Below are 22,998 nucleotides of genomic sequence, written 5' to 3'. Positions count from 1 at the left end.
TTATTCCTCGTTGATGTTGATGACTTTGATTTCGCTCATCATACTGTGGTGCGCAACACCACAATATTCCATGCACAATATTCTGTAGGTGCCTGCTTTATCAAAAGTATGCCGAATCTTATTCGTGTATTCCGGCATAGCTTGAGTCTGAGCAACCAATCTCATGTTGGTATCATAAATACCAAAACCATGATTCACATCCGCACTCGTGACATTAATTTCCACAGGCGTTCCGGTAGTGACTTCATTATTACTCATCTGCCAATACCATGAATGCCCCGTCACATTAATTACCTGCGGTTCTGCCGAGCTATCTTGCTTGCTATGGCCAGGTGAATAAGGTAGATCGAACAGGGTATATATCATTACAGGAAAAAACACCAATACCAGAACCCAGAATAGCTTGGTCCGAGTGCCATAGGCACTTTTCACTAGTGGCTGATAATCCTTAATACGTTTACCAGAATTAATTGCAACAAAAACAAAACCAAATGCTATGATCGTCATCAATACAAGCGAGACTTGCCAAGCAGTTTCTTGCATCATACCCTCCTTCTTTCTGTTTTTTTATTTTCTATACACGCCATTTCACAATATCAAGCAATATGTGATGTGGCAGCAACTGTGGATTGATTTTTATAAGAGAATCGCACCGGTAAATATGGCCAGACAAATCTAGAACACTATATTCCACTGTTCATATTTGTCCTTGGTTATAGCAATCTGCGATCCAGGCAAATAACACATAGAGACTTCCATAGACATAGAAATTATTACGCTACTATTCATCATTACTACACCTCTACAGTGATTATTAATTTTATCGATTCACGGTACAAACCATAACATCAAAAAATCACGTACGTATTTATCCTGACTGGCCAGTGTGCAGAATAAATCATATGCCAGAGTCCTATTTTGCATAAAAAAAAACAATCATACTTCGATTGGCGACAGTTTCTTTTTTGATCGGATTTTTTGCTTATTCATAACCTATATTTTTTAATTATAGATATCTGATACACCTCATCAAATCCGAGTGAAATTCTAGCATGCTAAAATTGCTCTCACAAGCGAAAATCAATGATTTTTATAGGAATATTCCCCTATTTACAAAGTGGGAATCTATTTTTTTGATCCTAAATATCCCCTAATCGAAGCAAGGGAATTTAACCTTTTTAATCTCAATGGATTCTCTTCTTTCTCATTATCAATTGAACCTATTAATCAGCTCTTCTGATCAATACAGGTTAATGCCATGACCTGACTCCTCCCCCTTCCTATAAGAAGGAAATTCCAACTCAATAGAAAACGATCCGAGCACACTTCAATACGAACAACATTTACGCCATCCCCAAGGGCCAATTCCGTCAGTCCGGCGGTTAAAACATAATGCGATTGATATCACGGCCACGAATTGCTTTACATTTAAGATCGCTGCGCGCGCATTCAATAATCATTGAACGAATATAGCTCTGCAGGCATTCCATCACTTACTCAATGCTCAATGAATACGATTTGTCGACACCAATCAGGACACCGCCATACCACAGCAACAAGTATTCAAGCTATTTTTCTAGTTTAGTCAGCAAGTTGGCGCACGCATGATAATCGCCTCTCTCCTGCCGCTGCTAGTAAGTTAACAAACGCAATCTATAGCGATAAGCAAAACACCCACAATCAAAGATACTCGCAAGCATCGTTTCCTATGTTCTTTAATTGACTAAAACCAAGACCTGCAAGCGCATTTGATGTTTATGCTTCACATAAGATGGCAGCACTGTGTAATATGAAAACTATTCCATACGAAAAATCAAGACCCTCTCCTAACCTTCTCGGCCTGAAAGTCGAGACTTTCTGGGAATTTTGATAAACATAAAAGTCCATCCGTTAATTTTCTTTATCGTTTGCAATCTATTAAAACAATACTGAATGCTATAATAGTGTTGGTTTAATATCTATCATCTCAATGCCAATACCTCATCTCTCCACCGCATTACGCGGCCCAATTCTTGACTTGGAAAACCGTATTCTCAAGGCCACACCAACTATTGAACACTGGCTACGAGGAAAATGGCGAGATCATAATGTGCCTTTTTACTGCTCAGTAGACCTGCGTAACAGCGGTTTCAAGTTGGCCCCTGTTGATACCAATTTATTTCCTGGCGGCTTTAATAACCTTAATCCGGAATTTACACCACTCTGCGTACAGGCAATGATGACCGCCGTAGAAAAAATCTGTCCGGATGTTCATAGTGTATTGCTCATTCCTGAAAATCACACACGTAACTTTTTTTATTTACAAAACATAGCTTCGTTGCAAAATATTATGCAACATGCGGGCATGCATGTCCGCATTGGCACACTGTTACCTCATATCACTACGGCTACCAAGATCGACCTTCCTGACGGTAATACATTGACCTTAGAACCCATTATTCGTAAGAATAATCGACTAAGTGTGAATAATTTTGATCCCTGTGCCATATTACTTAATAATGATCTTTCAACAGGTATTCCTTCAATTCTACAAAATCTGGATCAGGTTGTTATTCCGCCAACTCATGCGGGTTGGGCAACGCGGCGCAAATCAAAACATTTCTTGGCTTATGATAACGTTGCCCAGGAATTTGCTAATCTAATTGATATCGATCCCTGGCTCATTAATCCTCTTTTTTCTTCCTGTGGGAAAATTAATTTTCATGAAAAGCAAGGCGAAGATTGCGTGGCCAGTGCCACCAATGAAATTCTGTCCAACCTCCAGGAGAAATACACGCAATATGGAGTCAAGGAAAAGCCGTTTGTGATCATTAAAGCCGATTCGGGTACCTATGGTATGGGTATCATGACGGTCAAGGATGGTGCTGATATCTATGCGCTTAACCGAAAACAACGCAACAAGATGGCAGTAGTAAAAGAAGGTTTACCCGTATCAAATGTACTGGTACAAGAAGGTGTATATACTTTTGAGAGTATCAATCAGGCGGTGGCGGAACCGGTGATATATATGATTGACCACTATGTGGTAGGCGGCTTCTATCGGGTGCACACCGGGCGGGGTGTCGATGAGAATCTTAATGCACCCGGTATGCATTTTGTACCTTTAGCCTTTGAAACTACTTGCCAATCACCTAATCGTACTGCGCAGCCAGATTGCATCCCCAATCGCTTCTATGCTTATGGTGTGGTCGCTCGACTGGCATTACTCGCAGCGGCATTAGAATTGGAACAAGCTGTTGTCGCTGCTAAAGAAACCATATCAGCGTAATCATTCATGAAACTGGCTTTTATTCTTGATCAGTTAGACTCAATCAAAACCAGCAAAGACACCAGTTTTGCCATGATACGTGAGGCCGCTATCCGTAATCATCAACTTTTTGTCCTGCATCAGAATGATCTTGTCTGGAAGGATGGTTTAGTTGTTGGTTTTGCACGCACCCTAGCACTCACTGGAAAATCAAATCATCATTGGTATCAAACAGGCAAGCCAACAGAAATACCACTACAAGAATTTGATATCGTACTGATGCGAAAAGATCCTCCCTTTAATATGGAGTATGTCTATAGTACGTATTTATTAGAATTAGCCGAAAAACAGGGCGCTCATATCATCAACAGCCCAAGCGGAATTCGAGATCACAATGAGAAACTGGCTATTGCAAAATATCCACAATTTATTGCACCAACCCTGGTAACCAGCCAAGAATCTCTGATTCGAGATTTTCTTGACACACATCGCGACATTATATTAAAACCGCTGGACGGAATGGGCGGTGCCAGTATTTTTCGCGTCCACAGTGCCGATCATAATATTAGCGTCATTCTTGAAACACTCACACACTACGGCACACGCACAATTATGGCACAACGTTATCTTTCTGAAATTTCTCAGGGAGACAAACGGATCATCCTGATTGCCGGCAAAGCTATGCCATACGCACTTGCACGTATTCCAAAGTCAGGCGAGACACGCGGCAATCTTGCAGCAGGTGGTACTGGAATAGCACAACTCCTAACTCAACGGGATAAAGAAATCGCTAAAACTTTAGGTCCAGCTTTATATGATCAGGGCCTCATGTTAGTAGGACTGGATGTCATTGGTGACGCTTTAACTGAAATTAATGTCACCAGTCCGACCGGTATGCAAGAAATCACCAATCAAACTGGCCTCAATGTTGCAGAAATAATGATAAAAGAAATAGAAAAACTAAAGGAATAGCGGACGGAGCCAGCATGATTACGTCACGACAGCATGTCCATTTCATATTATGAATAGCCGGTAGAAATCTTATAACTCCTTTCAAGACCGAGCAGATAAAATAAATATATTGCTATCAAATTACGTAGGAAAACTGCTTTGTATGTGCATTATTTCATCGATCATTGAATGATGATTAAGGTAATCAACGGTAATGGGAAACTGGGTTTCATTATGTACCAAACGCAAAGAGGGATAAGAAAAAACATTCATACTCCGCGCGTATTTAATTTCACGCTGTAACTCACAATCGATAATTGGGTCCGTCAAATCCTTAATAAATTTATTTGCATCCAATCCAACTTCAGTCGCACATTCTTGAAGTATCGTTAATAATGATGGATTTTTAGCGTTTTGATAATAAGCCGTTTGGATAGCTTGCAACATCTTAGATTCCAATGCCATATCTTGTTTCCTGGCAACTAAAATAGCTCTACAAGCGGGATAAGTCGAGCGAAACGGTGTATTCAATCGCCAAAAATCATGATTAAATTCGGCATTAGGAATACTTTCCTCTATGCGACGCCAAACTTGCTGAATCATATCTCGCATACTGACAGGCATTGGCTCTTTTGTATCAGGCGCCAGTCCGCCTAACAGACCAATAACGCGAATACTTGCTGGCAAATCTTTCCGCAATGCAGCCCAGCTGGTATTAAAAGCATAGCACCAGCTGCACATAGGATCATAAATATAAAATAAGCGCGTATCTGACATTATGAAAAAGACCGCTGCATAACTGTTATCTCGGGCTGGATAAGATTTTTAAGTGTTTGATTTATCAATGCTGCAAGTAATCAGAAAAGCTCAAAAACACAGTTATGCAGCGGTCTTTGAAATGAAATTCATTCCTTCTTTAATTTTTCTAACGACCATTCTCCGGAAAGAACAGCGGCCAGGAATCTTCAGAACCGGCTAGCAAACTTAAGTTATCGAAAGACGGTCTTGCACACCGATCCGCATCAATTTTGTTTGCAACAATAAACGTAGCGGGCGAAAAATAGGCTTTGACTTCGCAATGAAGAGAGCCTTCTGACTCATGCCGAATGAATACAGCCATGTCCTTAGGACAACCAGCCTTTTTATACTCGGATAAAAATAGTGTCTTAATATGATCCAGCGGCTCCCAAGCCACTATGCCATCACCGAGGTTTTTTGAAAACCAATGATTCATCGTATATCAATTACCGACATCACAGGGATCAGTTAGAGCGGATTACAGATGCTTATTAGCGATCCAGGTCAGGAAATAATCCATCAATAGCACTCCCGTGCTAATGGATGCCGCCGAATATAATTTCATCATGCGAATATCGTACTAGACAGGTGCTGTCTAGTACGACAATTTCATTCTAATCTCAGCACAATGTCTGCCTAAAGATTGCTATCTTTACCAAACAGTTCAACTTAAATCCACCTGGATTTTTTCAATTATACGGATACATTATTAGCAATCTCTTTACTATCCGCCGTTTCCGATACACGACGAATACCAAACGAAACACTGGGTGGAATACCCATTGCCAGATCAATGCTACTGACTCGGTAGTTGGAACCCCGTGATTTTAGAATGGCATTCACTTTTTCCTGTTTGTTTACTGCCTTCATAATTGTATCCGCAATAATCTCATCGCTACTGAATTCAATCGTTTTATCAGCAACCCGATTTGATAGCTCTTTGGCTTTATCTAGAATACCCACATGTTCCTCTTTTAAGATAACGAATTCAACAAAGTCAAACCGATTTCGATTCAAACAAATTTGATCAACTATCGTTCATACGCCAGTACGGGGGCTAACCAGCTTTCCGTTTCTTCCAGCTCCCAGCCTTTACGTTGAGCATAATCTTCTACCTGATCCTTACCAATTTTACCAACCGCAAAGAAAGTAGATTCTGGATGAGAAAAATAAAAACCGGATACCGCTGCTGTCGGCACCATCGCAAAGGACTCTGTCACGATAATGCCTGAATTCTCTTGTGCATTCAGCAACTGAAACAAAGGCCCTTTCTCAGTATGATCTGGACAGGCGGGGTAACCTGGCGCGGGACGAATACCGGCATATTCTTCGGCAATCAATTGTTCATTACTCAGGCCTTCATCCTTCGCATAACCCCAGAACTCACGCCGTACACGAGCATGCATATGCTCTGCAAACGCCTCTGCCAAACGGTCTGCTAACGCCTTCAGAATGATCGCACTATAATCATCATGCGCGGCTTCAAATGACTTTATGCGCTCTTCAATGCCAAATCCGGCACCTACTGCAAACAAGCCTATCGTATCTTTTACACCGGTTTCCTTGGGCGCAATAAAATCTGACAGACAACGATTAGGACGTCCAGATGGCTTAACCGTCTGCTGACGTAAACAATGATAAGTCATGGCAATTTTGGTGCGTGACTGATCCGTGTAAATTTCGATATCATCACCAACCGAATTAGCCGGAAATAAGCCAATAACTGCATTTGCAGATAACCATTTCTGCTCAACAATTTTCTTCAGCATGGTCTGTGCATCACGGAATAAATTGCTGGCTGTTTCCCCTACCACTTCATCTGTCAAAATAGCCGGATAACGCCCAGCTAATTCCCATGCCTGGAAAAATGGGGTCCAATCTATATACGGTACAATCTTCTCCAGCGGATAATTATTTAGAGTCCGGACACCTATCAGGTCTGGTTCAAACGCTACGTATTGATCCCAATCAATTTTATGTGCATTAGCGCGGGCTTCCGCAAGAGTTAATAATTTCGCAGGTCCTTTCTTATTTTTATGCTGCGTACGGACCTTTTCATATTCAGCCCTGATTCCTTTGATGTATCCTTCCTGTAAATCTTCTGACATCAAATTGCTACAGACACCAACGGCACGACTCGCATCTGGCACCCATACAGTTACGCCATCATAATGAGGGGCCACTTTCACCGCAGTGTGGACACGTGACGTTGTTGCTCCCCCGATCAACAGTGGCATAGTAAACCCTTCACGCTGCATTTCTTTTGCCACGTGCGCCATTTCTTCTAGGGAAGGTGTAATGAGCCCAGACAAACCAATCATGTCGACCTTTTCTTTTCGAGCAGTTTCCAGAATCTTTGCACTGGGAACCATGACGCCCATATTGACGACCTCATAGTTATTACACTGAAGCACCACCGCGACAATATTCTTCCCAATATCGTGTACATCGCCCTTAACCGTAGCAACGACAATTTTACCCTTTGGTTTGTTATCGCCACTGATCTTCTTTTCTGCTTCAATAAACGGCAACAGATGCGCGACGGCCTGTTTCATTACCCGAGCTGATTTTACAACTTGTGGCAGAAACATCTTGCCCGCACCAAACAAGTCTCCGACCACGTTCATCCCATCCATGAGTGGTCCTTCAATTACCTGGATAGCGCGCCCTTTTCGCTTCTCAACTTCCAGCCGTGCCTCTTCAGTATCCTCAACTATATAAGTAGAAATGCCTTTTACTAATGCATGCGTTATACGTTCCTGGAGTGGCTCATCACGCCAGGCAAGATCCTCAACCTGCTCTTTTTTCTTGCCCTTGAAGTTTTCAGCAAAATCAACAAGCCTTTCGGTTGCGTCGGCATGACGATTAAGAATGACATCCTCAACCTTTTCCAGCACCTCTGCAGGAATATCCGAATACACACCCAGTTGCCCTGCATTGACAATACCCATGGTCATGCCAGCCTTGATGGCATGGTACAAGAAGGCAGTATGAATCGCCTCCCGAATCGGATCATTACCACGAAACGAAAAAGAAACATTGGATACGCCGCCACTTACCTTCGCATAAGGCAGGCTCTGTTTGATCATACGCGTTGCTTCAATAAAATTGACACCGTAATTATTGTGCTCCTCAATTCCGGTCGCAATGGCAAAAATATTCGGATCAAAAATAATATCCTCGGGTGGAAAACCAACCTGATCAACCAGAATATGATAGCTCCGTTTACAGATTTCCACCTTCCGTTCTATCGTGTCAGCCTGACCGTCTTCATCAAATGCCATGACAACAACTGCGGCACCATAACGACGGGCTAACTTGGCGTGCTTAATAAATTCCGCTTCACCTTCTTTCATACTAATGGAATTAATAATCGCCTTGCCTTGCACACATTTCAATCCCGCCTCAATCACAGTCCACTTACTTGAATCGAGCATAATTGGAACACGACTAATATCTGGCTCGGATGCAACCAGATTCAGAAATGTAACCATGGCTTTATGCGAATCAAGCATCGCTTCATCCATATTGATGTCAATGATTTGCGCACCATTTTCAACCTGGTTTCGAGCGACGCTTAAGGCTTCCGAATAGTTATTCCCTAAGATCAGACGAGAAAACGCCTTAGAACCAGTCACGTTAGTACGCTCCCCCACATTTACAAACAGGGAATCCTCATCCACATTGAAGGGTTCTAAACCAGATAATCGTAATTTTTTCGGGATATCGGGAATCTTGCGTGGCTTAATTTCACATACAGCATCTGCAATCGCTTTAATGTGTGCGGGTGTAGTGCCGCAACATCCTCCCACGATATTCACGAAACCAGATTCTGCGAATTCTTTAATCAGACTGGCCGTATATTCCGGTGATTCGTCATAGCCGGTTTCTGATAATGGATTTGGCAAACCCGCATTAGGGTGCACGCTGGTATAAACAGCAGCAACATTCGATAGTTCTTCCGTATACGGACGCATTAATTCTGCGCCAAGCGCACAATTGAGCCCTACCGATAATGGCCGCGCATGACTGACTGAATTCCAGAATGCTTCCGGTGTTTGTCCGGAAAGGGTCCGGCCGGAAGCATCCGTGATGGTCACCGAAATCATAACAGGCAGGCGAATGTCGTGTGTTTCAAAATATTGATCAATTGCAAATAATGCCGCCTTTGCGTTAAGCGTATCAAATATCGTTTCAACCAATAAGATATCTACACCACCATCAACCAGACCGCGAATAGACTCGGAATAGTCTATGACCAACTGATCAAAAGTAATACCCCGGAAACCGGGATCATTGACATCCGGCGAAATAGAGGTCGTTTTAGTTGTGGGTCCAATAACACCGGCAACAAAACGGGGTTTATCTGGCGTTTTTGTTTCTATTGCCTGGGCGGCTTTTCGTGCAAGCTTTGCACTCTCAGAATTCAATTCGTAAACCAAATCCTGCATATGGTAATCAGCCATCGAAGCCGCATTTGAGTTAAACGTATTCGTCTCAATAATATCCGCACCAGCTTCCAGATATCCAGTATGGATTGAATAAATAATGTCTGGCTGCGTTAGGGTTAATAAATCATTATTACCTCTAAGATCATGAGGAAAATCAGCAAAACGCTGACCGCGATAGCCCGCTTCTTCAAGCTTATAACTCTGAATCATCGTACCCATAGCACCATCTAAAATCAGAATACGGCGAGTCAGTAGGTTTTCCAACAAGTGCGTTCGATCATTTTTGTTCATGGCTGAATACATTCTTATAGAAGAGAAAGCTTTTTATTATACCCCACCGTCAACTACCTGCTTTCCTATACCACAACTAGAGCAGTTTTGCCTGGTGATTCATATTGACATCCTCAACACCATAGAGAATGTAGGTTTTTGCGATGTCAGATAGTTTTTCCTTGAATCGTTTCAAAACTTATCTGAAAACTACCGTATTCTCAATAAACTAATCTGGCATAGTCAGGTGATTGCAAAACAAATATCTGATTGATAGCTATTCTGGAGCAGGCCTACTCATCATCCGAAGACGGCACCGTCACTCACACAATTTAACAGACTGAGCGGAAATCCTCTCCGTTCAGGGAGAAAATGTCAAGGATACAGCAAAGCAAGCTGATACCCCGTTGCATCCAGATCACGGCTTTTAAAATACAACCTGATATCCATTTCCTGATTAGGCTGAATGGATTGAATCGGATCTGTTTTACGACGCAGATAATCCTCAGCAGTAAAAACTCGACTTGCAAGCTGCTTGCCCCGAATATCCGTCAGCGTCAGTTTGAATGCGGGCAGCGCTTGTGGAAATAAGGCATGATTACGTATAGTCGCATCCAGCGTAACCACTTCTGGCCGCTGAGCTGAATCTATCCGCAACTCGGATGCCTCAATACTTAATAAAGTCAAATCCTGGGGTAATGGAACAGTACACGAAAATACAGCACAATACTGTTCCAGATACGGCCTTATTCCCGGTGTAATCACAGAAAGCTCGACACGATAAGCATAAACAACAGCCTGGCCAGCTAATACCAACAATAAAAATAAACCAGCAATTCCCCATGCACGCTGCTGCTTGCGTGGTGGCGGTGCATCAAAGTAATCAACCTCATCGGATGTTTCAATTTCTTCCGCATCTGCCTGCGCTTTTTTATCCGGAATCAAATAGGAAGCAAGCGACAATTCAGCATTACTATTGACACCTGATGTTGGCCTGCTTTCTTCAGGCACCGATTCCGGCGCATTTACTGATCGGGCTGTGGCGGTCATCTCAGAAGAAGAGGCAATCTCTGACTCGGACACCGTCATCAGTGTCGCAAACCCATTAAAGATTTGACGGCATTGCCCGCAACAAACATCACCATTATGCATCTGCAGCTGCATAGCACTCACACGAAAGGCCGTACTGCAATTTGGGCAAAGTGTAACCAGCGCCATTGTTTTAGCTTAGCCTCCTCATTGAACAACAGGAGGATAGCGAAATCCATTGTGAACCAGTTCGCTCAACTAGCGAATCAATCGATAATCGAGCTGATCTGCTGAATATCAGGATAAAAAACAGAGAAAAACAATCACAAGAAACGGGTTGTGCCCTGGCGGTCGTAACAAATAAAATCAGGAAAAAAAGAAAGGCTGATTGAATCTTGTGACATAAAGAGATGCTACCCAGTAAAAAACCAGAAAAAAAATGCTTGGATTTTTTATTCGTATCGTCAATCAATTCCAAATTTGACGAACTCCCAATACTCAAAAAAAACAATCAACGCTCTACGTAAGATGATTCTATTTTTTTATTCCTGCCAACAAGACCCATCCCTCTTTTTCATCTGCAATGCTCATCTGGAACCATTGCTGATAAATAAGTTTGACATCTTCTGCTTGCTCCCGGAGCACGCCAGACAGCACAATATGACCACCCTGGCGAACAGCACGCATCAACAATGGCGCCAACAGAATAAGGGGATTCGCTAAAATATTGGCAACCACGATATCTACCGGTATACCCACCCTAGAGCCCATATTAATTTCATCATGTGCTGGAGCAAATGCAATCCTTGATTGATCACATTGATTCCGTACAGCATTATCACGGCTCGCTTCGATTGCACGGGGATCAATATCAATGCCAATGACATCACTTGCACCCAGCTTTACTGCGGCAATCGCCAATATACCGGAACCACAACCATAATCCAGGAGCGAGTCACCTTCTTGTAAATGCGCATCCAGCCAGGAAAGACATAAATGCGTCGTAGGATGACTACCTGTGCCGAAAGCCAATCCTGGATCAAGTATCAAATTAATAGCAGCTGGATCGGGTGACTCATGCCAGGTTGGAACAATCCATAATCGAGATGATATTTGAATCGGGCTAAACTGTGACTGAGTCAGGCGTACCCAGTCCTGCTCTTCTACATGACCCAAATGATAGACGGGTTGATCTGGCAATTGAGCGACTTCTGTTACCGCTTGCATAATGGCAGCAACGTCTATGCTTTCATCAAACAAAGCGGTTACCTCTGCATCACACCAGATTTCTTCAGCAGGCTCCCCCGGTTCACCAAATAGCAACTGTTCGCCCGCAGTACCCGCAGCAGCATCATGTATATCTACTGATAATGCGCCCAACTCAAGCAGGCCATCGCTCAAGGCTTCAGTATGCGCGGCGTCAACCTTGATAGTAAGTGTAATCCAAGCCATACCGAATTAATTATCATCTTAAAAAATAAAAAACCAGCCGGTCCGATAAAATACGTACATGAAACCGGCCATTCTAGTCTGCTTCAACACGTGTTTACATCGACTTAGCCTGCCTTCGCCTTATTATGCACGGCCAGTTTCTGCTCTAAATAGTGTATCGTGACACCCCCCCCAATAAATGTTGCATCAAACAGGAGATCCAGGTGTAGCGGGATATTGGTTTTAATTCCATCAATCACCATTTCAGATAATGCGATCCGCATACGCGCAATCGCCTGCTCACGGGTATCCCCAAAGCTAATGATTTTACCAATCATGGAATCATAATAGGGTGGAACCATATAGTTGTGGTAAATATGAGAATCAACCCGCACTCCCGGCCCGCCAGGTGTGTGATACTGTGTAATACGGCCCGCAGATGGCGTGAGTTTATAAGGGTCCTCAGCAGTGATGCGACACTCAATCGCATGCCCCTTAAAGACAATATCATCCTGCTGAAATGGCAATTTAGCGCCCGCAGCCACATTAATCTGCGCTTGCACCAGATCAATACCTGTAATCGCTTCAGTAATGGGATGCTCGACTTGCAGACGGGTATTCATTTCAATGAAATAAAATTCATCGTTTTCAAACAAAAACTCAAACGTGCCCACGCCGCGATAATTAATCCGACGACAAGCTTCCACACAACGTGCACCGATTTCATCACGAAGTGCTGTAGAAATTCCAAGTGCAGGTGCTTCTTCCAAGATCTTCTGATGGCGCCGCTGCATCGAGCAGTCTCGTTCTCCCAAATGAACCCCATTACCATGTTCATCAATCAATAATTGGAACTCAATATGCCGAGGACATTCCAGATATTTTTCCGCGTAAACGACCGGGTTACCAAAAGCGGCCTGCGCCTCATTACGCGTCATGATGACTGCATTGGATAACGCCGCTTCAGTATGCACAACACGCATGCCACGCCCACCGCCGCCACCCGCCGCCTTTATAATAACGGGATAGCCTATGGCACGAACAATCTTGCGTACCTCCTCGGGCGATTCCGGTAAAGCACCGTCCGAACCGGGCACACATGGCACACCCGCCTGCTTCATTGCCCTTTTTGCGCTGACCTTATCACCCATAATACGAATGGTTTCGGGTCGCGGGCCAATAAATACAAAGCCGCTCTTCTCGACCCGTTCTGCAAAATCAGCATTTTCTGAAAGAAAACCATACCCTGGATGAATTGCTGCGGCATCGGTCACTTCTGCCGCACTGATAATAGCCGGTATATTCAAATAACTCAGGGCAGATGGCGCCGGGCCAATGCATACTGATTCATCAGCAAGCTTGACATATTTTGCTTCTGCATCTGCTTCTGAATGTACCGCTACTGTTTTAATACCCATAGTTCGACAAGCCCGCTGGATGCGCAAGGCTATCTCGCCACGATTTGCTATAAGAATTTTTTCAAACATATTGTGCCAAGTGATCTCAATTTGAGGAATAAAGAAATCTACCTTGATTCCTGATCTCTATTCAGAAAATTATTGAATTATGAACAATGGCTCACCATACTCAACCGGCTGACCATTCTCTGATAAAATCGCCTTGATAACACCGCTTTTATCAGACTCAATCTCATTCAGTAGCTTCATCGCTTCAATAATGCATAATGTATCGCCTACTTTCACCGTCTGCCCAACATCTACAAACGCATTAGCGCCTGGCGATGACGAACGATAAAATGTACCCACCATGGGCGACTTGATGACATGACCATCGGGGGCCTTCGCCGGCTCAGCTGTCGGAACAGCCGCACCAATCTCAGGCACAGGCGCAGGCGGATATTGCGGGGCTGCTACCATAGCCGACTGCATGGCTGGCTGCAAAACCGCGTAACTTTGTACGACCGAACCTGATTTACTGATACGGACTTTTTCCTCACCCTCAGTTATTTCCAGTTCAGCAATACCTGATTCTTCAACCAGCTCAATTAATTTCTTAAGCTTGCGTAAATCCATATCAAACCTCCCGAGACGGCGTCTCGTTATCAGGTAAATTCATAATAAAAATAAGAATAATAATCATTAATAAAATAGCATATTATTTATGCCTAATTTATAGCTAATACCCATCACGCTAGACTATAAATACTGCCGTTATGTTGGCCTATTCTGATAATTAACTGCACATAATTACCTGAAAAATACTTTTACGGCATCATCAATACTCTATAAATCCAACGCCATACATACAAATCAAACATCCAACAAAGAAATATATTTCTACAAGACAAACCTGAAAACAAAACAATTTTTAAATTTTAATCAGCTCGCTAGCTTGCTAACTAACGGGTTTTTACTGCATACATCAACGCCAATTCATAACCCTGGGCGCCTAATCCACTAATAACACCCACTGCCAGATCAGAAAAATAAGATTTTTGACGAAAAGATTCACGAGAAAAAACATTAGAAAGATGCACTTCGACAAACGGCAACCCTACTGCCGCTAAAGCATCCCGCAAAGCAACACTCGTATGCGTATATGCAGCCGGATTAATGATAATAAAATCAGTCCCATCGCTCATAGACTCATGAACACGCTGTATCAACTCAGCTTCGGCATTACTTTGAAAAACATCTAATTTTACTCCAGCATCTTCAGCTGCTTTGTATAAATTTCTGTTAATATCCTGCAATGTGACATTGCCATAAATATTAGGTTCACGTACACCCAAAAGATTTAAATTGGGGCCATGAATAATCAAGATATTTCTTGCATTTATATTTTCTAATGTCATCGTAATATTATGGCTTGTTGAAAAGGAAATGTACAGATTTTTAAAGACATTCGCCGAACTTAAGCGAGATTTATTGAAAAAATAACAATTTTAGGTCGCTATTATTTATTTCGGATAAATAATTTTATCCTCGATCATTGCTCGAATTATAAAAAATTAACTCGGTAATTTGCCCGCTACTCTCCAAACCTCTATAATTGAGCGGGCTAAGGCATACGTAACACAGATATACGCAATACAAGCTGTTGTAGCTCAGTTGGTAGAGCAACTGATTCGTAATCAGTAGGTCCGCAGTTCGATTCTGCGCAACAGCACCATTAAAACAGTTAGTTAAGTAAAACAAAAATATTTATCTACTTTAATGTAGACGCCAGAAAGATAAATTACGATCTATTTTTTTGGGACTTCCCGTCCTAATATTGCCGTATATATCAACAAATTGTTAATCCGCAGGTCCCAAGTTCGATCCCTGGCCATGGAACAAATAAATAAACAGGTTACGAATGATAAGAGAATCTTAAGTTATGATTAGTAGCCATATGGCAGACTAATCAGATGAAAACTTGCTGAATTTAACCTCCAGAATTTTTTGGAATTTAGTCTTGACTTTTTTAGTGCACACAACATCTTATCTCTTACACTAGGTATCTAAAATTCCGAATAAACTATTCAGTTGCGTTGTTTAAATTCAAGCGATTGACGAGTTAACAAAGAATAGCTTGCCATAACACTTCATTATCCAAACACTACAGCAACATGTTGCCATTAGTAATTGAGAGTAAGTTAATATCTGGTCGGATTTATAATAAATATATAGCCATGCCTATAGCTTTAAGAGCCATTATGATAATAAATGGGTGTACTCCAAACGAATTTATAACCCAATTTTTATTTTGGTTGGAAGCAATTATCTGTTCGAAAACCGGGATTATCTTTTCACGTGGCAGTAATAAGTTGAATAAAAAATTACAACCCGGCCAATTGCTGCAACCATAAAAAGGTTTGCCGCTTCTTCTTCCTTGTTTTAATACAATTGTTCCTTTATTACATAATGGGCACTCTAAGCCCTCTTGTATCTGTTTCCTTATGCCAGCATCTGTGCCAAATATACTCTCCCAGTGTCCAACCAAATGAGTTATTCCAGTTGACTTGAGTAGCTCAGAAAGAGTCGCTGGAAACAAACCTTTTTCAATTAGTTTATATAGTAACGTATCCCCAGGTCTTATTCCTTTTGAAGATAAACCCAAGTTTATTTCATCAGTATGAAGAGAATATGTAAAAGAGAAATAATAATCATAAGTATCTACATCATGAAAAAACCTTTTTGTCATTACGCCAATAGATATATATATCTTTGCATTATCTGCTTGCAATTGTTTGGGCCTTTGATCACCGCCATGGTATGAGTAAGAGGCATTTATCTTCCACCCTGTATGCGAAATAATCTTACCAGGGATATCTTTGTTTTCCGTTTTACTTAAGAACTTAATAACTTCATCAGCTGACAATATTGACTCTAAGCAGGCTGCGATTAAATCTTCGTTTGAGTTAATTTCTCCAATTAACGCATCTACTTCTTTAACTAGAGTAACTTCAATTCCATGTAATGTCTGTTTCCATTTACGAACCTTTTCCCCCCGCTCTTTTTTTTCTTTTTCTTCTTTTATTTTCTTAAATTCAAGATCGCTTTTTCTTTTAAAATAATTTGATACAGATTCTCTAGCATCATCAACTGATAATTCAAAAAACTCTCTATTATTGCTGTACCGTTTACTTCCCAGCTGCTTATGAATCTCTTTTTCAATTTTTCTTAATTCTTCGCTAGAACATTCCCAATACTCTTCAACAACAAACTTGTCTGGTACACCAGTGCTTGATAATTGTTCAGCTCTCAAATATGGTGAATTAAAAGTCAAACCTATTTTCACCAATCCGGGCATTGATCTGTTTGAGAGAATATATATATATGACAATTTGGCTACCTATTGCTTTGATATTCAATCTTATTCATCATTTTAAACTAATGATGATCGTAGCTTTGCAATCTAAAAACTAAACTAAATATACTTATAACAACGATACATTTATCATCATGATCTTTACAGTAATTCAGATGCTCAGACAAATCTGGCCTCATTTGCTGAACGTAAGATACAGTTTGCTTTATATCTGAATACTCGAATTTGGGCTTCGATATATCATGAGCCATATTATTTCTTATCCGTTGTATTTCTCGAAGTGGAGATATAAGATTTATATAGTTTTGCATATCCTCGCCTTCTTCTGGCTCATAAACTTTAAGAAAATCTTTAAATACATCGATTTTCTTACCAAACATTTTTGATTCAATTTCTGGATTAAAGCCAATTAATAGTTGATTAATTTTGTATTCAATTAAGAGGATCAAGGTAAAAAAGCCACCAATGAATTCGTAATCCTTTTTTGATCTCCCTTGCACCCAGCTATGGCCATCGGACATAAGCTCTACAGGTTTCTTACTGTTATCATCAGGACTTCCAGGAGATGCGTATTTAATCACTTGGTATCCATTCTTGGTATTTCTTTTGTAGTAACCAAACTTATTTAAGATGTTTTCAATCACTATGTTTTTTGAAAAGTATTAGCACAATAAAAAAAGAAAAAATCCCAATTATCATTCAAGATTTGAAGTAGCCCCCTTTAACTAGACAACCTGAAGATAAATTAGCTCTAACATGGTTGGTTAATCAAACTCAACCAGCTTGAGAAATTGCATACTTCTGATAGTAAACTTCATCTGGCGTTAGATCATCAAGACTTTGATGAAAACGCTCTTGATTGTACCAATTGAACCAAGCATTTAAACTTTTTCTTACTTCCTTTAGATTGTTGAATTCCCGAGTATATAAATAAGACCTCTGCACAACTGCGTAAATTTACTGTGACAATGGAAAAAATGCCCAAATGACATTTTTTATGCGTGTTATCTTGGAAAAAAATGAGGTTTTTTCTCTTTTTAAAGGGAATTTCCCCCTTTATGTAGCATTTGGACGGACTACTCCCCTTGGTGGCTTGTCCACGAAAATTTTGTTGGCCGCTTTTTTTAGATTCATGCAGATACTTTTCAGCATAACTTGGGCGTTGACTTTTGCCGTGCCGAAGTAGCTGGCGCGTCCCATCCCGAATAGGCGTTTGGCCGTGCCGAAACACTGTTCAACAATATAGCGTTTTTTGCTGATCAATTTATTCGCCAGCTTCTGGCGTGCCGAGAGTGGCTTGTTCTTGTACGCACGATGCATGATTGCGCTCTTGATTTTGTGATTTCTTAGAAACTGCCGATTGGCGTTGCTGGCTGATCCTTTGTCGGCATATACCCGATTTGCCTCAAGGTGCGCACCCTCGATAGCTGCTTCGAAATGTATCATTTCGCTCTGGTTGGCAGGGGCAGTGTGAACTCCACGCACATAGCCGTCTTGCGAGTCCACTACCAGGTAACTGCGATAGCCAAATTGCGACTTCTTGCCTTTTTTTAGCCAGGCCGCATCTGGATCCGCGCTTTGTTCTTCAATACAGGTGATTCCTGGTTGGCTGCCATCCTCAAATTGAACAGCCTTACCTTCGGTATCCACTTCAAGCAGGATAGCCTTTTTGGGGCGTGCCGCTGACTCAATCAGCGTGGCATCAATTACCGCTCCCGTTGCGCCCTTGATCATCAATCCGTGTGATTGAAGCTGTTCATTGATCGAGGCTAGCAGATCATCTAACCGATCGCCGGACACCAATCGGTTGCGAAACCGACACAAGGTGGTTTCGTCCGGTATCGCATCCGACAAGGACAAACCACAAAATTGTAGAAAATCAATCCGAACATACAGTGCTTGCTCCAACGCAGCATCCGACAAACTATGCCACTGTCCCAGCAGGATCGCCTTGAACATCATCAACCTATCAAATGGTTCCTGTCCTCCACCATGCGATAACTCGCGCTTGTATAAACCTGTAAGCTTCGAACGTAACTCCTCCCAGTCAATCAGGACATCAATCTTCATTAGCACACTGTCTCGTCTCAATCGCTGTGCCAATTCCAGTGTGAAGTGGTACCGCAAAACTGGACAAATTGTTAAGCTCTGATATGAGATAAATAGAGAAACATAATCATGAACAAGAAACGCACGCAACATTCAACAGAATTCAAAGCCAAAATAGCCTTGGCAGCAATACGTGGAGAAGAAACAGTACCACAACTAGCCGCTTCATATCCATCCCACGCAGATTAATAGCTGGAAACGTTATTTGATTGAAAAGGCCAGTGATTTGTTTGGCAAGAATGGTGACGCCAATAATAAGAATGGTCATAGTGCCGACGATTTACATCGCGTGATTGGGCAATTGACGGTGGAACGCGATTTTTTAGCCAGAAAGCTCGATCATTAAGTGTTGCTGAGCGCAAAACAATGATCGAGCACCACGAGAAACTAAGTCAATCGCGTCAATGCCATTTGACTTCATGTCGCACGCTCGTCGTATTATTATCAGCCACAACCCACAGATGGGCGTGAGTTAATTTTGCTGCGTCAAATGGATGAGCAGTATTTGAAAACACCACAGTATGGTTCACGCAGTTATGCCACGTGGTTCAGGCGCCAGAGGATGATGATAGGCCGCAAGAAAGCAACTTCAATGATGAAGATGCTGGGCATTATTAGCACAGCACCAAAGCCCAAAACCAGTATTCCGGCCAAGCAGCACAAGAAATATCCTTATCTGCTCAAAAGTAAGACCCATTAGAGACCTTTGCAAAATCCCAATAGTTGAAAGATTAACCCTTTATAATCAATAGTAGAAAGCTTCTGGCGGGGACTTTTGCAAAAGTCTCCATTAGTCGTCCCAGCCAAGTTTGGGCGACTGATATCACTTACGTGCCGATGGAAAAAGGTTTTGGCTATCTTGTTGCTATTATGGACTGGTATTCGCGTAAAGTATTGAGCTGGCGCTTATCCAACACACTGGACGCTGACTTCTGTGTCCAGGCTTTGGAAGCTGCCATCCAGGATCATGGCTGTCCGAAAATCATGAATAGTGATCAAGGTGTGCGGCTTACCAGTGAGGCATTTACATCAATACTAAAAACCAATGGTATACAGATCAGCATGGATGACAAGGACTGCTGCTATGACAATATTTTTGTTGAACGACTATGGCGTACAGTCAAATACGAACATTTATATACTCGGGAATTCAACAATCTAAAGGAGGCAAAAAAAAGTTTAAATGTTTGGTTCAACTGGTACAATCAAGAACGTTTTCATCAAAGTCTTGATGATCTAACACCAGATGAAATTTACTATCAGAAGTATACAATTCCTCAAGCTGCCTGAGCTTGATTAACCAGCCATGTTAGAGCTTAATTTATCTTCAGGTTGTCTAGTTAAAGGGGGCCACTTCAGTCTTGCCTGTTACAGGCTGTTAGAATGAGCAGCATAATTACCGTAATAGATGTTTTTACTGCTATTTTATCTAGTAGGAGCATAGCTGTCACCAGGGGCCATACAATGGTTCATTATCTAATTCTGACTGCGTAACATTATTTGATAGTTCTTCATGACCATATCTCTTTAACAGTGAAGACATTGCCTTTTTATATGCACTAGGAAAGGTAGGTGATAAATAAACACTTTCTATCGTATTAGATATATCTATTTCCACTTCTATGCCGTTTCTTAACTCAGGCTCACTGTTTGTTTGATTCAATACTTCCCGAAGCGCATCCGCACGCTGGATAACTGCTCTTAATTCTTTCTCGTCCTCAAAGTGTACACTTTTATTAAAATACGGTATCAGCGTAGAGGTACCTGTTGGATTTAGCTGTTGTGTTTTATAACACTTATAATCGACTACTCCAAAAACAATATCATTGCGATCCTTTAAAGACTGATATAGTTTTTCGTATGTGGTTTGTATCGCTATAGCATGACCATCCTTTCCGTATATTTTCCACATACCATAGGACTCTGATTCTCGCATATGCCAGCAGTTTATATATGTGTATTTAGGAAGTTGTTTTGTGAATTCGATTCTCTTTTGCTTATCAGCTTTATCTAGAGGAAAATCTTTTAGAAGCTCTGCATATAATTTAGAATGCGATCCTTCAAAAGGATCATCAAACTTCGCTGCTGATGAAAACCATAAACTTTTGCTATCAAGTAGAGAGATAAATTTGGTCATATCCATATACCGCCATATTTTTATATCTCTTTGCTCTGGGCAGGTCATTTCCCAAGCTGTTGGTCTATGGTTTGTCATTAGATTCTCCTTTTTAGTCAGTATTAATCGCAACCTCAAATTAGAACCCAATGTGCTGAGGACGTAAACAGCTGAGATATAGTTTGATAGCCCAAACACATCTCTGTCACAAGAAACCGCAATCATCTAGCGTCTTAAGATATTAATTTTAAAACGTACCCATCTAGTTCTGGCCGACAGATCGAGTTGGCCCAACAGAATCAACTGTCCGTTTTCCGTAGGCATGTTGTCATTTGGTAATATGGGGCGAATGACTTCAACGGGTCGTAAGCAGACTACTAGCTGGATTACTTCAGCCCATACTACAGAATGTCAGCATAAGCATGACTACTACATGTATCTAAGGAGACCTTTGCAAAACCCAGTTTTTAAAATACAGTCCACAAGTACGGTCGTTACTTTGAATAATTGATGTGTTTTAGCCGATCTTAATCATAAAAACTGTGGAACAAGCGATTTATTATCCTATTTGCTGTTTAAAAAGCGGATGTTTCCTGCATTACTAAATTTTGTATAAATAATTTGGGTAGTCTTTTCAAGTTATACGCCATAGCCTGCAGAATATGCCAAACATGCACTTTGGCCAAACCTCGGTAACGTAGGAATTTACTTCCAAACCAACGCGCCTGATTGCCAAAGGTACGTTCCACGACATACCGGACTTTGGTGATCAAGCGATTGCGTTGTAATTGTCGTTGAGTCAATGGTTTGTTCTTCACCGCCTTATCCTGGATGCCATTCTTGATGCCGCGTGATTTCAAAGCCTCACGATGCTTCTGGCTACAATAGGCCTTGTCGCCATACACTCGGGAACCTGGTTTAAGGGGCTGTCTCGTAATAGCATTTTCCAAAATTTCAGGTGTTAACAATCAATAAGTTGTATAGTAAAAAATGGGTAGATCCTACATTACGAGACAGTCCCTTTAATTGCGGCCTTATCGAGTAATTTAAGCATAGGCTGGCTGTCATGTTGATTGGCAGCAGTGGTCTCAACCACCATCACCAAACCATTGTCATCAACCAACGTGTGTTGTTTATAACCAAACATAAATTTGCCACCTTTCCTTACCCAACGAGCATCTGTATCTACACCGGGTTGATTGACTGCAATGACTCGCATGGTCGCTTGAGCAGAGGATTCATCATCTCGCTTTTCGCGGTCGTTGACCACTTCATAGGACGGCTTAGTCTTCGGTTTACGTGGGCTATGTGTGATGCTGGCATCAATGTGACAGCCTGTTTTGACAGTGACATTAAGTGCATGGGCTTGCTGATTGATTTGTTCCAACAGATTATCCCATGCCTGGGTAGCTGTTAAGCGTGTTCTGAAACGAGACAGCACTGAATGATCGGGAACATCGTCTTCCAGAGACAAGCGCTAGAAAGCGCATGACGTACAGATTGGCATTAGCCATATCTTCAACTGCCTCGTCACTGAGGCCGCCATGCCAGATACCAACCAACAGCATTTTAAACAAGAACAATCCTGGATAGGCTGGGCGACCCGTAACATCAGTTGCAGGCGCATAATGCTGACCAATCGTTTTTTCGATGGATGCCCAGTCAATCAGATGGTCAATTTGATTCAGAAAGTTTCCTTTGCGGGTGCGGCGTACGGCATCAAAATCAGAAGAGCTTACAATGTATACTCATCTAATTGATTAAAAGTAGTATTTTATGGCAAAGAGCAGTCAAATATACCATCTACCGTGCAAAAGTCTCCA

General features: G+C 41.7%; 23 protein-coding genes, 1 tRNA gene and 1 pseudogene. 7 read left to right on the top strand and 18 right to left on the bottom strand.

Annotated features, from left to right (window positions below):
* Window positions 1-546, bottom strand: coding sequence for a cupredoxin domain-containing protein (locus BUQ89_RS07945; RefSeq protein ID WP_028461223.1), 546 nt, complete (start codon window positions 544-546; stop codon window positions 1-3).
* A gap of 1,423 nt (window positions 547-1,969) precedes the next feature.
* On the opposite strand from BUQ89_RS07945, the gene gshA reads away from it, so the two are divergent.
* Window positions 1,970-3,268: a glutamate--cysteine ligase gene (gshA, locus tag BUQ89_RS07940; protein WP_028461224.1), complete on the top strand. Its 1,299-nt coding sequence runs from the start codon at window positions 1,970-1,972 to the stop codon at window positions 3,266-3,268.
* A gap of 6 nt (window positions 3,269-3,274) precedes the next feature.
* The gene (gene gshB / locus BUQ89_RS07935) at window positions 3,275-4,219 is read left to right on the top strand and encodes a glutathione synthase (protein WP_028461225.1); all 945 of its coding nucleotides are present in this window, start codon (window positions 3,275-3,277) and stop codon (window positions 4,217-4,219) included.
* A gap of 120 nt (window positions 4,220-4,339) precedes the next feature.
* On the opposite strand, the gene BUQ89_RS07930 is transcribed toward gshB, so the two are convergent.
* The 9 genes from BUQ89_RS07930 to aroQ all read right to left on the bottom strand — a co-directional run bounded on the left by BUQ89_RS07930 (window position 4,340) and on the right by aroQ (window position 14,992).
* Window positions 4,340-4,975 carry a DsbA family protein gene (locus tag BUQ89_RS07930; protein WP_036572870.1) on the bottom strand — a complete coding sequence of 212 codons (636 nt, stop codon included), beginning with the start codon at window positions 4,973-4,975 and terminating at the stop codon, window positions 4,340-4,342.
* Between the two features lie 148 nt (window positions 4,976-5,123).
* Window positions 5,124-5,432, bottom strand: a complete 309-nt coding sequence (locus tag BUQ89_RS07925) for a hypothetical protein (RefSeq protein ID WP_028461227.1) — start codon at window positions 5,430-5,432, stop codon at window positions 5,124-5,126.
* A 257-nt stretch (window positions 5,433-5,689) separates the two neighbouring features.
* Window positions 5,690-5,959, bottom strand: coding sequence for a hypothetical protein (locus BUQ89_RS07920; RefSeq protein ID WP_178377645.1), 270 nt, complete (start codon window positions 5,957-5,959; stop codon window positions 5,690-5,692).
* Window positions 5,960-6,027: 68 nt separating this feature from the next.
* On the bottom strand, window positions 6,028-9,738 hold the full coding sequence (gene metH / locus BUQ89_RS07915) for a methionine synthase (RefSeq protein ID WP_028461229.1): 3,711 nt from the start codon (window positions 9,736-9,738) through the stop codon (window positions 6,028-6,030).
* Window positions 9,739-10,092: 354 nt separating this feature from the next.
* Window positions 10,093-10,935 (bottom strand): zinc-ribbon and DUF3426 domain-containing protein, encoded by an 843-nt coding sequence (locus tag BUQ89_RS07910; protein WP_028461230.1) that lies wholly within the window; start codon window positions 10,933-10,935, stop codon window positions 10,093-10,095.
* A 345-nt stretch (window positions 10,936-11,280) separates the two neighbouring features.
* The gene (gene prmA, locus BUQ89_RS07905) at window positions 11,281-12,198 is read right to left on the bottom strand and encodes a 50S ribosomal protein L11 methyltransferase (RefSeq protein ID WP_028461231.1); all 918 of its coding nucleotides are present in this window, start codon (window positions 12,196-12,198) and stop codon (window positions 11,281-11,283) included.
* A 104-nt stretch (window positions 12,199-12,302) separates the two neighbouring features.
* Window positions 12,303-13,664, bottom strand: a complete 1,362-nt coding sequence (gene accC / locus BUQ89_RS07900; protein WP_028461232.1) for an acetyl-CoA carboxylase biotin carboxylase subunit — start codon at window positions 13,662-13,664, stop codon at window positions 12,303-12,305.
* 69 nt (window positions 13,665-13,733) lie between these two features.
* Window positions 13,734-14,210: an acetyl-CoA carboxylase biotin carboxyl carrier protein gene (accB, locus tag BUQ89_RS07895; protein ID WP_028461233.1), complete on the bottom strand. Its 477-nt coding sequence runs from the start codon at window positions 14,208-14,210 to the stop codon at window positions 13,734-13,736.
* A 326-nt stretch (window positions 14,211-14,536) separates the two neighbouring features.
* Window positions 14,537-14,992, bottom strand: a complete 456-nt coding sequence (gene aroQ, locus BUQ89_RS07890) for a type II 3-dehydroquinate dehydratase (RefSeq protein ID WP_028461234.1) — start codon at window positions 14,990-14,992, stop codon at window positions 14,537-14,539.
* Window positions 14,993-15,233: 241 nt separating this feature from the next.
* Here aroQ and BUQ89_RS07885 point away from each other — a divergent pair.
* Window positions 15,234-15,309: transfer RNA gene (locus tag BUQ89_RS07885), tRNA-Thr, on the top strand.
* A 483-nt stretch (window positions 15,310-15,792) separates the two neighbouring features.
* Here BUQ89_RS07885 and BUQ89_RS07880 read toward each other — a convergent pair.
* The 4 genes from BUQ89_RS07880 to BUQ89_RS07865 all read right to left on the bottom strand — a co-directional run bounded on the left by BUQ89_RS07880 (window position 15,793) and on the right by BUQ89_RS07865 (window position 19,053).
* A complete protein-coding gene (locus BUQ89_RS07880; protein WP_074202566.1) occupies window positions 15,793-16,965 on the bottom strand; it encodes a GIY-YIG nuclease family protein in 1,173 nt (390 codons plus the stop codon).
* A 47-nt stretch (window positions 16,966-17,012) separates the two neighbouring features.
* Window positions 17,013-17,531 carry a hypothetical protein gene (locus tag BUQ89_RS07875; protein ID WP_143071227.1) on the bottom strand — a complete coding sequence of 173 codons (519 nt, stop codon included), beginning with the start codon at window positions 17,529-17,531 and terminating at the stop codon, window positions 17,013-17,015.
* Between the two features lie 193 nt (window positions 17,532-17,724).
* Window positions 17,725-17,895 carry an integrase core domain-containing protein gene (locus BUQ89_RS14615; protein ID WP_074202565.1) on the bottom strand — a complete coding sequence of 57 codons (171 nt, stop codon included), beginning with the start codon at window positions 17,893-17,895 and terminating at the stop codon, window positions 17,725-17,727.
* Between the two features lie 111 nt (window positions 17,896-18,006).
* Window positions 18,007-19,053 (bottom strand): IS5 family transposase, encoded by a 1,047-nt coding sequence (locus BUQ89_RS07865; protein ID WP_483869885.1) that lies wholly within the window; start codon window positions 19,051-19,053, stop codon window positions 18,007-18,009.
* Between the two features lie 75 nt (window positions 19,054-19,128).
* Between BUQ89_RS07865 and BUQ89_RS14700 the strand changes: the two genes are divergently transcribed.
* The 4 genes and pseudogenes from BUQ89_RS14700 to BUQ89_RS13260 all read left to right on the top strand — a co-directional run.
* Window positions 19,129-19,248, top strand: coding sequence for a transposase (locus BUQ89_RS14700; RefSeq protein ID WP_483869883.1), 120 nt, complete (start codon window positions 19,129-19,131; stop codon window positions 19,246-19,248).
* A 16-nt stretch (window positions 19,249-19,264) separates the two neighbouring features.
* Window positions 19,265-19,405, top strand: coding sequence for a hypothetical protein (locus BUQ89_RS13720; RefSeq protein WP_178377644.1), 141 nt, complete (start codon window positions 19,265-19,267; stop codon window positions 19,403-19,405).
* Between the two features lie 159 nt (window positions 19,406-19,564).
* Window positions 19,565-19,759, top strand: coding sequence for a hypothetical protein (locus BUQ89_RS13265; protein ID WP_143772760.1), 195 nt, complete (start codon window positions 19,565-19,567; stop codon window positions 19,757-19,759).
* 80 nt (window positions 19,760-19,839) lie between these two features.
* Window positions 19,840-20,349, top strand: a pseudogene (locus BUQ89_RS13260) (IS3 family transposase); the annotation flags it as partial.
* 157 nt (window positions 20,350-20,506) lie between these two features.
* Here BUQ89_RS13260 and BUQ89_RS07850 read toward each other — a convergent pair.
* From BUQ89_RS07850 to BUQ89_RS14610, 4 genes are all read right to left on the bottom strand, one after another.
* Window positions 20,507-21,274, bottom strand: coding sequence for a hypothetical protein (locus BUQ89_RS07850; protein WP_028462350.1), 768 nt, complete (start codon window positions 21,272-21,274; stop codon window positions 20,507-20,509).
* 476 nt (window positions 21,275-21,750) lie between these two features.
* Window positions 21,751-22,125, bottom strand: coding sequence for a transposase (locus BUQ89_RS14390; protein WP_256205463.1), 375 nt, complete (start codon window positions 22,123-22,125; stop codon window positions 21,751-21,753).
* 56 nt (window positions 22,126-22,181) lie between these two features.
* Complete coding sequence (locus BUQ89_RS14385) at window positions 22,182-22,649, bottom strand: transposase (protein ID WP_083399561.1); 468 nt, start codon at window positions 22,647-22,649, stop codon at window positions 22,182-22,184.
* Complete coding sequence (locus tag BUQ89_RS14610; protein WP_483869884.1) at window positions 22,567-22,827, bottom strand: transposase; 261 nt, start codon at window positions 22,825-22,827, stop codon at window positions 22,567-22,569. The genes BUQ89_RS14385 and BUQ89_RS14610 overlap by 83 nt, the downstream gene beginning before the upstream one ends.
* Between the last annotated feature and the right edge of the window lie 171 nt (window positions 22,828-22,998).

It is taken from the genome of Nitrosomonas cryotolerans ATCC 49181, from assembly GCF_900143275.1.
GTDB lineage: Bacteria > Pseudomonadota > Gammaproteobacteria > Burkholderiales > Nitrosomonadaceae > Nitrosomonas > Nitrosomonas cryotolerans.
The sequence above is the reverse complement of the archived record's forward strand: the minus strand, read 5'-3'. Positions and strand labels throughout refer to the sequence as shown.